The organism is Sediminicola arcticus (genome assembly GCF_040566695.1).
Taxonomy (GTDB): Bacteria; Bacteroidota; Bacteroidia; order Flavobacteriales; family Flavobacteriaceae; genus Sediminicola; species Sediminicola arcticus.
This window is the reverse complement of record NZ_JBEXAE010000001.1, coordinates 754,624-767,715: the sequence shown is the minus strand read 5'-3', so window position 1 is coordinate 767,715 and position 13,092 is coordinate 754,624. Positions and strand designations below refer to the sequence as shown.

At 37.7% G+C, this 13,092-nt stretch carries 14 protein-coding genes; 4 read left to right on the top strand and 10 right to left on the bottom strand.

The genetic code is table 11. From position 1 onward, the window contains the following. Positions 1–263: 263 nt before the first annotated feature. Positions 264–680 carry a nicotinate-nucleotide adenylyltransferase gene (locus tag ABXZ36_RS03425; RefSeq protein ID WP_354614070.1) on the top strand — a complete coding sequence of 139 codons (417 nt, stop codon included), beginning with the start codon at positions 264–266 and terminating at the stop codon, positions 678–680. 73 nt (positions 681–753) lie between these two features. On the opposite strand, the gene ABXZ36_RS03420 is transcribed toward ABXZ36_RS03425, so the two are convergent. Beyond that, the gene (locus ABXZ36_RS03420; protein WP_354614069.1) at positions 754–3,252 is read right to left on the bottom strand and encodes a zinc-dependent metalloprotease; all 2,499 of its coding nucleotides are present in this window, start codon (positions 3,250–3,252) and stop codon (positions 754–756) included. A gap of 181 nt (positions 3,253–3,433) precedes the next feature. Between ABXZ36_RS03420 and ABXZ36_RS03415 the strand changes: the two genes are divergently transcribed. Together ABXZ36_RS03415 and ABXZ36_RS03410 are read left to right on the top strand one after the other, a co-directional pair. Then, positions 3,434–4,144, top strand: coding sequence for a DUF6503 family protein (locus tag ABXZ36_RS03415; RefSeq protein ID WP_354614068.1), 711 nt, complete (start codon positions 3,434–3,436; stop codon positions 4,142–4,144). 82 nt (positions 4,145–4,226) lie between these two features. Next, on the top strand, positions 4,227–4,733 hold the full coding sequence (locus tag ABXZ36_RS03410) for a nicotinate-nucleotide adenylyltransferase (protein WP_354614067.1): 507 nt from the start codon (positions 4,227–4,229) through the stop codon (positions 4,731–4,733). Here the strand turns inward: ABXZ36_RS03410 and nadD are convergent. From nadD to ABXZ36_RS03375, 7 genes are all read right to left on the bottom strand, one after another. Continuing rightward, positions 4,724–5,308 carry a nicotinate (nicotinamide) nucleotide adenylyltransferase gene (nadD, locus tag ABXZ36_RS03405; protein WP_354614066.1) on the bottom strand — a complete coding sequence of 195 codons (585 nt, stop codon included), beginning with the start codon at positions 5,306–5,308 and terminating at the stop codon, positions 4,724–4,726. The two genes, ABXZ36_RS03410 and nadD, sit on opposite strands and share 10 nt — an antisense overlap. A gap of 23 nt (positions 5,309–5,331) precedes the next feature. After that, positions 5,332–5,916: a guanylate kinase gene (gene gmk, locus ABXZ36_RS03400; protein ID WP_354614065.1), complete on the bottom strand. Its 585-nt coding sequence runs from the start codon at positions 5,914–5,916 to the stop codon at positions 5,332–5,334. After that, complete coding sequence (locus tag ABXZ36_RS03395) at positions 5,916–6,773, bottom strand: YicC/YloC family endoribonuclease (protein WP_354614064.1); 858 nt, start codon at positions 6,771–6,773, stop codon at positions 5,916–5,918. The genes gmk and ABXZ36_RS03395 overlap by 1 nt, the downstream gene beginning before the upstream one ends. 36 nt (positions 6,774–6,809) lie before the next feature. Continuing rightward, positions 6,810–7,055 carry an SdpI family protein gene (locus ABXZ36_RS03390; RefSeq protein WP_354614063.1) on the bottom strand — a complete coding sequence of 82 codons (246 nt, stop codon included), beginning with the start codon at positions 7,053–7,055 and terminating at the stop codon, positions 6,810–6,812. Positions 7,056–7,174: 119 nt separating this feature from the next. Next, positions 7,175–7,987, bottom strand: a complete 813-nt coding sequence (locus ABXZ36_RS03385; RefSeq protein WP_354614061.1) for a 3-keto-disaccharide hydrolase — start codon at positions 7,985–7,987, stop codon at positions 7,175–7,177. A gap of 1 nt (position 7,988) precedes the next feature. Beyond that, entirely contained in the window at positions 7,989–8,747 is a 759-nt protein-coding gene (locus tag ABXZ36_RS03380; protein ID WP_354614060.1) for a 3-keto-disaccharide hydrolase, read from the bottom strand. 15 nt (positions 8,748–8,762) lie between these two features. After that, positions 8,763–9,815 carry a sugar phosphate isomerase/epimerase family protein gene (locus ABXZ36_RS03375; protein WP_354614059.1) on the bottom strand — a complete coding sequence of 351 codons (1,053 nt, stop codon included), beginning with the start codon at positions 9,813–9,815 and terminating at the stop codon, positions 8,763–8,765. Positions 9,816–10,180: 365 nt separating this feature from the next. Between ABXZ36_RS03375 and ABXZ36_RS03370 the strand changes: the two genes are divergently transcribed. Continuing rightward, positions 10,181–10,639, top strand: a complete 459-nt coding sequence (locus tag ABXZ36_RS03370; protein WP_354614058.1) for an ASCH domain-containing protein — start codon at positions 10,181–10,183, stop codon at positions 10,637–10,639. 60 nt (positions 10,640–10,699) lie between these two features. Here the strand turns inward: ABXZ36_RS03370 and ABXZ36_RS03365 are convergent, their stop codons facing one another. Continuing rightward, positions 10,700–11,836, bottom strand: coding sequence for a Gfo/Idh/MocA family protein (locus ABXZ36_RS03365; protein WP_354614057.1), 1,137 nt, complete (start codon positions 11,834–11,836; stop codon positions 10,700–10,702). A 24-nt stretch (positions 11,837–11,860) separates the two neighbouring features. Further along, positions 11,861–13,090, bottom strand: coding sequence for an MFS transporter (locus tag ABXZ36_RS03360; protein ID WP_354614056.1), 1,230 nt, complete (start codon positions 13,088–13,090; stop codon positions 11,861–11,863). Positions 13,091–13,092 lie beyond the last annotated feature (2 nt).

The following is a 13,092-nucleotide window of genomic DNA, read 5'->3' as shown; positions in this document are numbered from 1 at the left end:
TTAAAAAGGTCTATTAAAACTCAGTTTTAATAGACCTTTTTAAGTACTAGGTACTTCGCTTCATATAAGCATTATAAAACCAACGCTTTGAACATGACTGATATCATAGTTGAAAAATTCCGTAAAAGATAGTTTTGGGACATGTTCACGTTTAACCATTAAAAACACTTAATATAAAAAAAATAGTATTTAGTTTAATTCTTTTTGGTCTAACTAGCCAAGGATTTTCTCAAATCATTAAGACCGAGCAATTATCTGAAGTTGTGGTTACTGCTGTCAATTATAAATATCTCAATGCCATTACGAACGAAGAGGAAGCACTTCCCGTTCAAATGTTGGAAAGGAAGGCTGCAGCCTACAACATCAAGGAATCAGAACTATACAGTGATGAATATGAATTCTATACGGTATCTTTCTTTATTCCAAATGGAAAGATTGTTGCTGTTTACAACGCAGACGGACAAATCATCAGGACTATCGAGAAATTTAAGGATATAAAGTTACCTGAAACTGTAGCCAAAGCCGTAGTAGATAGGTTTCCAAAATGGGAAGTTGATTCCGATGTATATCGCGTAAGCTATACAGATGAAAAGGGATCTAATAAGACCTACAAGCTTAAGTTAAAGAATGGGGACGAGCGTATGAAGGTGAAAATTGATGAAACAGGAACTTTTCAATAAAAAGTGCAAATTTCAAATATAATAGGGCCCAACTATAACGCGTTGGGCCTTATTTTTTTCGCATGGTATACCTTTAATTGCCTGGATCCAATACCTGGTCTATTCTTGCAATAGCATCGTCGTAATGATATCTGGTCATTGTATTAATAGAACTATTTTTTGCCGCCTGCAATCTATTACGTAGGGTTTTTAGTTCTCCCCTCACCAGAGTTTGCACATCGGAAGCACTTACATCAAATGTAAGGGTTCGTTCAAAATCGGAATCATTATTCCTAGGTGACGGACCTTCGTCTGTCATTAAATACCCCATTCTATCCAAATAACTACGCTGCAAATTTCTTCGGTAAATATCAACATTGGTCCTTCTACCTACTTCGCTCCAAATCCCTGTTCGCAGGTCCTTTAGCATATCTAAAGCACTGTAAAATTCAGTTTCCGTAGTCTCGGCATCTATCAATCTACCAATCCGATCAAAACTAAGCAGATTATCTAGTTGTCTAGCCTGCACCTTGCGTAATTCTTCAAAATATCCTGAGTGATCTATATTTTGCAGTATGTCCTTATCCAATAACCAAGATGGTGTTGAAAAAACGTTTTCCTGCAGCCAATCCATAGACGCTTTTTGTACGGCACTATTCAAATGGGTATATACTAAACCTACTTGATCAGGAGTCTTCAAGTTTTCATAAACTCCACCAATATTGGTGACCACATGTCCAACATACCTATTGTAGACGCCTAGTAATTCCCCGTACAGCTCTTCTAAATCTCCATAGTCATTCGTCTGATCCGAAGTCCAACTTTTAAGATTCTGTGCTACATATTTTAAATTTTTTAACCCATAATCCCCCGCCTTAATTGGATCATTACCCACACTTTCTGTTTGTGATTGGGGGTCAAATCGACTTGATTGTCTCCCGAACTTGTATTTAGGGTCCAATTCACGCAATCTAATCCATTGGTTTAAGGTATCCTTTTCCGCCTCCATGGTTGAGGCACTGGGAATTAGTCTATACCCCCAATTAGTGGCATAATGATCATACGGGCCTATTTGACGAATGAACCGTATATTTTCATCCTCCGGTTGTGCAACATAGTTATATCGCGCATAATCCATGATACTAGCCGCTATACCATTTTCTTGTGTAAATGCTCCATTTCGTAAAGAATCAACAGGATAGGCATAACTTGCTGCCATATTGTGTGGAAAGCCAAGGGCATGGCCTACTTCATGGGCAATAACCATACGCATCATCTCCCCTATTTCTTCTGGTGGCGTATTCAAAGTCCTAGCCGAAGGGTTTGCCGCACCTGTTTCCAACAAATACCTATTTCTGTAACTCCTTAAATGATTGTGGTACCATATGATATCGCTTTCTATAATTTCACCACTTCTAGGATCGGATACACTTGGTCCAGTAGCGTTTCTTGTGGTACTGGCTACGTATCTAACTACAGAGTACCGCACATCCTCAGGACTGAATTCAGGGTCTTCCTCCGGGGTGGGCGCATCCTTGGCAATAATGGCGTTTTTAAAGCCAGCTGTTTCAAAGGGTTTCTGCCATTCCTCAATTCCCTGTTTTATATACTCCCGTAGGTTTTCTGGGGTACCAGGATCCAAATAATATACGATAGGCTTTATGGGTTCCACCAATTCACCTCTAGCATAAGCCTCCGGATCTTTAGGCTCTAATCGCCACCTTCTGATGTATGTTTTTTGGTCTGCCTTCAGTTCCTTACTTCCATAATCGTATTGGCTAACGGTAAAGAATCCCACCCTAGGGTCGTACATTCTTGGTTGCATTGGTTCTTTTGGAAGCAATATCATAGATTGGTTCATCTGTAGGCTTATAGACTCCATATCTGAAAATGATGGTGGCTCCGAAGCGCTATAAGTCAAATCCTGCTTAACTTCGATATTCTCGGGAAAACTTTTTATCCCATTGATAAAACTAAGGGAAGATTCCAATTTTTTCACTTTGTATTCCTTCCGCAACCTCGCGGAGAGTCCGCTTATTGCCGCTACATCCGTATTAAAAAGTGAGGTGACATTAATTACTACGGCAGTGGTATCTGTATTGAAGGCCTTTATATCAAATGCAAAGAGAGTGGGTTCATAATTATTCACCATCACTGAATTATGGATTGCTTTGGTACTGTCGGCTACATTAGCATAAGACTTTACCTTTAGCAAGATCTTATCCTGAAAACGAACCCATTGCACCACTTGCTCGTTTGTCTTGGAACCGGCATTGAAATATCCTCCTCCCAATCCTTGTGGTAGCTGAGAAATTCTACTTACCCATAACATTTCCTTCTTTAGTTTATCGAAGGGTATTTCATAAAAATATTCATCCTTTATTTTGTGTACAGTAAAAAGTCCGTCATCTGAAATGGCATCTTTCGTAATGACTTCACTATATTTTTTGATGCCATTTTTATCTTTAGATTGGGTAGCATCATTAAAATTTGTGGGAACTTTTGAATCCTCCTTTTTATTCCGTTTTTGTCCTTTTACAGGTATTGAAATAAAAAACAAGGAGAGCATTAGGCATGGTAATAATCTTTTCATGAGTGTAATTATATTTTATGTCTTCTAAAATAGAGCTATTCATACGCTAATCCGGTCACTTTTAAGGAATATTAACAAAATAACCTAAATTGTTTTCTTGAACACCTTTCCCCTTTTTAACCAACTAGATAGCCCGAATGTAAAAATACTTACCTTGTGCCTCCACAAAAACGAAGTAATTATGTTCAGAATAATTTTCTTAATACTCCTTTTTCATATTTCGCTAATCGGCCTTTCCCAAAGTTTATCAAGCGAAGAGCTATTGCTGAATGCAATTGACTATCACGACCCAAATAATAATTGGCCATCATTTAATGAAGAATTTACGGTGACCATGGAAACTCCAAACAGCTCCGATAGAAAAAGTAATGTAAAAATCAATCTCCCCGCGGAAAGGTTCCGATTAACAGTGAACAAAGAACAAAATATCCAGGAGTACATTTTGGATGGTAACGATTGCTTATTGAGATTAAATGGCAGTGAAGAAATATCGGAGACAGAACGGAAAACCTTTAATCTCAATTGTGATAGGGCCAACATGTTGAAGGACTATTACACCTATCTCTATGGCCTTCCCATGAAATTAAAAGATCCTGGAACTATTATAGACCCTAAGGTGATGCATAAAACATTTAAGAACAAGGCCTATTTGGTACTTAAGGTCACCTATGCAGAAAGTGTGGGAGGAGATACGTGGTATTTCTATTTTAACCCTCTAACCTACGGCATGGAGGTATATCAATTTTTTCATGATGAATCTAAAAACGATGGGGAGTACATCCTTTTATCAGGAGAAGAAACTATCAATGAAATTAAGATGCCAAAAAAAAGGGCCTGGTATTACAACCAGGACAATACCCACCTTGGTACAGATATTCTATCTAAGGATTAAGTAGATATATTTACTTTTAAACTGATATTGCTCATACCTTTTGTCAAGGTTCAATACTACTTTTAAAAACTAAAAAATGCAAATGAAAAGAATGCTTCCCTTCTATATTGCACTTGTACTGTCCACTTTTTTATGGGCTCAAGATCCTAAAACAGAGGAGCTGTCCGAAGTGGTTGTTACAGCGGTAAACTACAAATATTTAAGTAGTATTGACTCTAAAGAGACACCCACACCAGTTAAACTCTTAGAGCGTAAAGTTGCGAGTTACAAAATAAAGAAAGATGGTATTTTCGAAGATGAATATCCTTTTTACACCGTTTCCTTTTACCTTCCGGAAGGTAAAATTGTAGCTGTATATGACGAGGATGGCAAAATATTAAGGACAATAGAACGGTTTAAAAATCTAGATCTTCCAAAAGCGGTAATCGAATCCCTTGAAAATACATATCCAGGTTGGAAAATTGTTGATGATGTTTATCTGATAGATTACAACCATCAAAAAGGAGTGAATAGAACCTTTAAACTTAAGCTACAAAAAAGAAAAAAGACCATTAAAGTTAAGATGGACGAAAAAGGCAACTATCTATAAAAATTCATTTCGTCCAAATAAACCCAAACATTCTCTGGCAATAGCGGTCTGATATTTTTACCAGCTTTGTGATGTTTACGTATGAAAGTGGAAGAAATTTCCATGATAGGAGCTTGAATAGGTATAATTTTTGGATGTCCTATAAAACTATGGTCCACTTCTCCTTCAGAAATTCTGGGATATACGTAAATATGATGATGCTCCAAGATGGCCTCGTAATTTTTCCACTTATGCAATCCTTTCAGGTTATCTTCTCCCATCAACAATGAAAACTCATAATCTGTCCCGTGCTTCTCGGACAAATGCACCAAAGTATTTACGGTATAATTCGGTTGGGGAAGATCAAATTCTATTTTACTAGGATGTAATTTTGGATAATTCTTAGTAGCTTCATAGACCATTTCATACCTATGGTTATTGTCCAATAAGGTTTTCTTTTTCTTAAAAGGACTATGGGGCGTGATGACCAACCAAACTTCTTCTAGATCCGAAAATTCTACCATATGATTAGCAATCGCCAAATGGCCAATATGAATTGGATTAAATGTACCAAAATATAGACCTACCTTCTTCATCCTTTATTTCTAGTCTATGCTTTTTACTTTTCCTGTTTTACCTCAATAAAATCGGCTACTAGGTCATAGGCTTCTTTAAGTGCGATCTCCAATTCGTAATTTTTGATGATCTTGTCAAATTGAGGAGCGGTAGCGAGTTCAACCGATGCCTTGGCTATACGCATATTGATCTTATCATCACTTTCCGTGCTGCGTTTTTTAAGTCTTATTTTCAGTTCGTCCACACTAGGAGGTTTTACAAAAACCGCCAAAGTGTTTTCTGGAAATTTCTTCTTTATTCGAAGTCCACCTACGACATCAATATCAAAAATGACATTTTTACCCATGGCCCATATTCGTTCCACTTCGCTTTTTAAAGTTCCATAAAAATTGTCCCTATATACTTCTTCCCACTCCAAAAATTCATCGTTCTTGATATGGTTTTTGAACTCGGAAATGGACATGAAGTAATAATGTTCCCCATGCTTCTCCTTTCCTCTTCTAGGTCTGGAAGTGGCCGAAACAGAAAAAGCTAAATTCAATTCTGGCTGCTCCAATAAATATTTGGTAATGGTTGTTTTTCCACTTCCGGATGGTGCCGAAAAGATGATAAGCTTACCTCCCTCCATTACAGTACGTTTAGCATTTGTTCCTTGATTTTTTCCAACTCATCTTTCATTTGCACTACGAGCTGTTGCATTGGAGCATAATTGGCTTTAGAGCCAATTGTATTTATTTCCCTCCCAATTTCCTGACTTATAAAACCTAATTTTTTACCATTAGAATCATCAGATTTTAGTGCCGATACAAAGTAGTCTAGATGATTGGCCAAGCGCACTTTCTCTTCTGTAATATCGTATTTCTCTAGATAATAGATTAATTCTTGTTCAAACCTATTCGAATCCAAATCAGTTTTTAGATCTGCAACAGCTTTTCCCAAACGCTCCCGCACCATTGAGAGTCGGTCTTTATCCATGGCCTTAACCTCCTCCAGTAAACGATTTAAAGTAGCAATCCTATCAAAAAAATCCTTTTCCAACACTTGGCCTTCTTCCGATCTAAAGATATTGATCTCCTTCAGGGCGTTTTTAAGGGCTTCCAAAATAGCATTGTATTCCTCTTCATCTATGTCGTCTCTTTCTGTCTTTAGGGCATCTGGTAATCGCACAGCCATTTCCAATAATTTTACATCATCCCCTTCCGCAATTGCCCTTAGTTGTTGGATATAGCTTTTTACGACAACCTCATTTATTACAGAGGAAGTTTCATTACCGGTTGACTCCATATACAATCCAAAATCTACCTTTCCCCTTTCTAATGAACTAGCAATTATTTTTCTCAAATCCAATTCCTTCTCCCTATAAGCAGAGGGGATACGAGCATTTAAGTCAAGACTTTTGCTGTTCAATGATTTTATTTCGATGGTAATTTTCTTTGAAGGAAGTTGAACTACGTACTTCCCAAACCCTGTCATGGATTGGATCATAAAATGATTTTAAATTTTGGCAAAGGTAATTAAAATTCAGTTTTGCTTTTTTGGGTTTCCATTTTTATCGAAATTCCTATTGATCTTGGTCTCGCACCAGTATATTCCTACTCCAATACCTATGATGAAACTAAATAAGGAGACAACAATTCCTGTGGGTTCTTGCAACAAAAAATAACATAAAATACTTAGTGCAAGGGTAATGATGCCAACCATTATGAACATTTTTGCCCCGATCTTGTTGGCAAAACCCCATATCAGCTGGTTGGCCATACTCCTCATGGTCCTCTATCCATACAACCCATTTATTTTAATGGGAGGACGTAGCTTCCAATAGAAGCCAACGGCCAGAAGTAACATTGGGGTAATGCCAATAGCTATTATATCCTCCAAAATAATTACTACAATTCCCTAACCCAGATATTTCTATAGCTTACCCTACTATTATCACCATGATCTTGGAGTTTAATAGGCCCCTTACCATGAGCTTCATTCTTAGGCCAGCCAATGTAAGGGGTTGTACCCTTTATCTCCACATGGTCTTGCACTAAAACGCCATTGTGCAGTACCGTAATGGTGCCAGATTTTATTTTCTTTCCCTCTGCATTGAATATTGGTTCATGAAAAATAATATCATAGACATTCCATTCTCCAGTAGGAACTGAGGCTTTTGCTAAGGGTAGATGTTGTTTATATATAGAACCTACTTGGCCGTTTACGTAAGTGTCATTGTTATTATTATCCAATACTTGCACTTCATAAATGCCTTGAAGGAAAACACCACTATTGGCTCTGTTTTGACCCTCTCTCTGTACCTCTGCGGGGGACTTCCATTCAACGTGAAGTTGAACATTGCCAAAATTTTGCTTTGTTTGGATATCACCTGTTTTATCCTTAACGGTCATACTGCCGTCTTTGTTTAAATTCCATACTGCTGCCGTACTATCCTTTGCACTTATCCACTGATCCAAATTACTGCCGTCAAATAGGATAATAGCATCACTAGGAGCACCATTTTTACCAAAAGGTTGTACAATAGGTGGTACAGGTTCATAAATTTCAGTTTCATCAGGTCTTGTAGGCTCTACCCCTGCATACTCCTCATAAACTATTTCTTGTGGCGTATTGTCCGTTTCTTCCAAAGGGGCCACTTCAACTTTTTCCTTACAAGAAAATAGCGTGAAGGCTAAAACAGCAGTAAGAATATATTTCATGTTAAAGTTGTTTTAGTTTAATATTTTTATAGGAAACCATATCTCCATGATCCTGCAATCCAATTTTTCCTGTTTTGGATTTTCCAAAATGTTCCCAATCCGCGAATTTTGATTTAGCGACCATAGCACTCCATTCCGGATCATTTACGGGAAATGTGACCACTGTCATTCCATTCAGTTCCACACGTCCCTCATTGGTTTTATGGTTCACTGTCAATACGCAGGTATTCCATTCCCCAGCGGGTTTAGCCATTTCATGATTTGGCGCAACCATATCATATAGGGCTCCTGCTTGGTGGGTAGTTCCAGCCTTTGCATCCGGATGCCTTTCATTATCTAAGACCTGAATCTCTGGTCCAGATTGATACGCTTCTGGCAAACTAGCATCTTCCTTTACGCCCCAAAAGAAGCCACTATTGCCACCCTCGGATATTTTCCAATCAATGGAAAGTATAAAATCTGTAAATTCTTTATCAGTCACTAGATTATAACTTGCTCCTTTAGCACGCTCTTTTGGTGGATGGAATACCATGGCACCTTCCTCCAATTTCCATTCCTGTGGCATCCCTTCTTTTAAATAGCCATGCCATCCTTCAAAAGAGGACCCGTCAAAAAGAACCATCCATTCATCTTGCGGCTTGGCTTCCATCTGTGTTTCAGCCATAGTGTCTGTATTAATTTCTTCATTAGATTCTTTTGGCTTCTCTTTACAGCCAAAGATGGTTAAGGCTATTAGGCCTGTAAATATTAGTTGTTTCATTGGTATAAATTATAATTAGATTCCAAGTATTTTTTTAAGCGTTGCCTTGTCTATTTCTGCCCCAGCAAAATCATCAAAGGTTTTCTCTGTAGCCTCAATAATGTGGTCTTGTATAAATTTTGCGCCTTCCCTTGCACCTTGTTCCGGACTTTTGATACAGCATTCCCATTCCATAACCGCCCAAACATCACATCCGTATTGGGTCAATTTTGAAAATATCGATTTAAAATCTATTTGTCCGTCACCTAGGGAACGATACCTTCCAGCCCTATCACCCCAATCGTTATAGCCACCAAAAGCACCTTTTTTTCCTGTTGGATTAAATTCAGAATCCTTTACATGAAAAGATTTTATGAATTCGTGATAGTGATCTATATAGGTAATATAATCCAATTGTTGCAGTACAAAATGACTTGGATCGTATAGGATGTTCACTCTTTTATGATTGCCAGTGGCTGCAAGAAAACGCTCAAAAGTATCTCCATCATGTAGGTCTTCCCCTGGATGTATTTCATAACACACATCTACGCCTTCCTTATCAAAATGATTTAGAATTGGCAACCATCTTTTTGCAAGTTCCTCAAAACCCATTTCTACAAGTCCCGCTGGTCTTTGTGGCCAGGGATGCATAGTGTGCCATAGCAGGGCGCCTGAAAATGTAGCATGCACATTAAGTCCCAATCTTCTACTAGCAGTGGCAGCTTTTTTAACGGTATCAACGGCCCATTCAGTTCTAGCCTTAGGGTTATTCTTTACTTTATCAGGTGCAAAATTATCGAACATAAGGTCGTAAGCTGGATTTACAGCCACAAGTTGTCCCTGTAAATGAGTGGACAACTCCGTAATTTCCAATCCATAAGAATTTATTTTCCCCTTTAATTCATCACAATAAGTCTGACTATCAGCCGCCTTGTCCAAATCTATCAAAAAGTGCTCCCAAGTAGGGATCTGAATTCCTTTGTAGCCTAAATCAGCTGCCCATTTGCACATCCCATCCAATGTATTAAATGGAGCCTTACTATCTACAAACTGGGCAAGAAAAACTGCCGGTCCTTTAATTGTCTTCATTATACTAATCTATTGTATGTTATCATCTCTATTTAATTTGACCTCTGAAATTATAAGAATTAAACCCTATATTTAGAGTTGGAAGCATTCTCCTTACTAATTCCACAGCAGATCATAAATATAGGGATTACAATAGAATTAAAAGAAAATATAGTGTTGAATCATACTGTGGAAAGGGTTGAAAACGTTATAGCCAATGAATTGAAAATAATGAAGCCTATTTAGAAATAGCATGAGAATTTTAGCACACTCTAGTAAACTGTAATTAGAACACTAACTTTAGTGCTATTAAATATACTTGACAGAACTTCTTATTTTTTCAATAATAAGTCAGTAAGTCAAAAGCGAAATAATTAAAATCAACAATGAAGAACCATTCTGCTGAAAACATGTGGGGCGATTTTTTAAATGCCCATCTAGAATTTGCTTTTGAGCACACCCCTAAAGTTTATCATTTTTTCGACAATGAAAAAGATGCCAATCACAATCTAGAACTTGTTATTTCCGGCGTAAAAAAGGCAACCTCGTATTCACTTTTAGGATTGCAACAGCAAAAGAAAGCTTTACCAAAAAGAGGTGATTTTACAGTTTTGACTGATGTAGATGGCAAAGCCAAGTGTATTGTAAGAACTACCTCCGTAAGAATGATGCCTTTCTTTAGTATTACGGCCGAACATGCTAAAATGGAAGGTCAAGGTGATGGTGGTTTAGCAGATTGGCAGAGGGTATATTGGGAATTTTTCCAGAGGGAATTAAAAGAATTTGAACGCAAACCCAATGAGAGCATGATTATAGTCTGCGAATATTTTGAAAAAGTATTTTAATCTAAAAAGAGCCACTAGTAGCGGCTCTTTTTAGATATATATTCAAAATGAATAGTACTCCTATTTCAAAGTTATCCAAGTATTCCCTTGTTGATGGGAAGCAACCGTGCTTTCTATAAAATTAAGTCCTCTAACCCCGTCCATCATGGTAGGGAATTCCCCTGAGTTATAAGCTTCTCCACGAACGGCTTTTGCAACTCCCAAATAAATATTAGCCATAGCATCGAAGATCCCTTCGGGGTGTCCTGGGGGCAACTTGGTCCCATCCAATGACAATTTAGAGTTGTAGGCATGACCTGGTTTGTAGACCTGTAATGGTTTATCATCAGAAAGAACATACAAGAGATTGGGATTTTCCTGTTCCCATCTAAGTCCACCTTTATCACCATAAATGGCGACGGTTAGCCTGTTTTCTTCTCCAGTTGCAATCTGGCTGGAACGAATGACTCCTTTGACACCCCCTCTTAAACGAATAAGAACGGTACCGTCAATATCCATCTTGTTATCCTCATACAGGTAATTTAGATCGGCCAAAATAGTATCTACTTGAAGGCCGGTTGTATATTCTACCATATTAAAGGCATGCACCCCAATATCACCCATACAACAACTAATACCCGCTTTTTCAGGATTCAAACGCCAGGTAGTGGATCGTTTTTCCTTATCATGTATAATAGGGTTTATCCAACCTTGGTAATACTGCACATCTACCTTTTGAACTTTCCCTAATGCACCTGCTTTTACCATTTCACGCATTTGGCGTACCATGGGATACCCAGTATAGGTATGTGTTACCGCAAATACGGTTTTTGCCTTTTCTAAGGCTGCCTGCAAAATCACAGCCTCCTCATAGGTCGTTGTCATGGGTTTTTCACAAATGACATTGAACCCATTTTCCAACAGTTTTTTAGCCATTGGGAAATGCAAAAAGTTAGGTGTTAATATGGAGCATACCTGAATTCTTTCCTCTTTAGGAAGCTTAATTTCCTCTTCCACCAAGGCATCAAAGTCCTTGTAAATCCTATTAGTTGGTAATCCTATTTCCTTGGCAAATGCTAAACTATCATTGTGGTCAGGATTAAAGACAGCACCAACAATTTCATAATTATCATTCATAAAGGAGGCAATCCTATGCAATACTCCTATTAGTGAATCTCCGCCACCCCCTAAAATACCTAGTCTTATTTTCTTGCTCATAATCAATCTTCTAATTATTAATAGCTATTCCTTGTATTCTACTTCTTCATTTTTAAAAAATATGACGAATAAAATCATAACCCCAAATGCAAATATAGCGGGGAATGTCCAAATGTTGTTCCAAACATGCAAACCATCAGCTGTCATATAGGTATCGGTTATTATTCCTGCTATCTTGAAACCTATAAGCATCCCTACGCCATAGGTAGCCAGAGTGATTAATCCTTGTGCCGCACTTTTATACTTAATCCCAGCCTTACTATCTGTATAGATTTGTCCAGAAACAAAGAAAAAGTCATAACAGATACCGTGAAGGGCAATACCTATGATGAGCATAAAGGCAAGGTCACCAGCATTACCGTATGCAAACAATAGATACCTTATAGTCCAGGCCAACATACCTGCAATAAGTGTTTTCTTAAAACCAAACTTCTTAAAGAAATAAGGAAGCAACAACATAAACAATACTTCTGATACCTGGCCAATAGTCATTTTTCCTGTGGGGTTGTCCATCCCAATTTCAGATAAAAATGGATTGGCGTTTTGATAGTAAAAAGCCAAAGGAATACAAATCAAAATAGACGAAATAAAGAAAACTAAAAAATTCCTGTCCTTTAATAATTTTAAAGCGTCCAATCCTAAGATTGCCGAAATACTTATTTTTTCTTCTTTTCCCACTTTTGGTGGAGTCTTAGGCAACATAAAACTAAAAACTCCTAAACATGCAGAAGCTATAGCTACCATTAAGAAGGTATTCTTCAACAAACCTGCCTCCCTACCTGCAGCGGAATCCCATAAGAACACGTAACTTATAATTAAACCAGCAGCAATCCACCCTATGGTGCCGAAAACGCGCACAAATGAAAATTCTTTTGCTGGATTTTTCATCTGATTAAAGGATATGGAATTGACCAAAGCCAAGGTGGGCATGTACAGGATCATATATCCAAATACATAGGGATAAAATTCTGCAAAATCTACTGACATATACATCTGATACATAAGCACAGCACCTGCCAAATGTAAAATTCCCAATATTTTTTCAGCATTGAAATATCGGTCTGCAATAAGTCCTATAATAAAAGGTGCTATAATTGCGCCCCAAGATTGGGTAGAAAAAGCCATGGCCGATTCTGCACCTGTAGCCTTTAAATTATTTCCTAAAAAGGTGCCAAGGGTAACAAACCATCCACCCCAGATAAAAAATTCGAGGAACATCATGATGGATAGTTGTATTTTTATTTTTGTGTTCATAA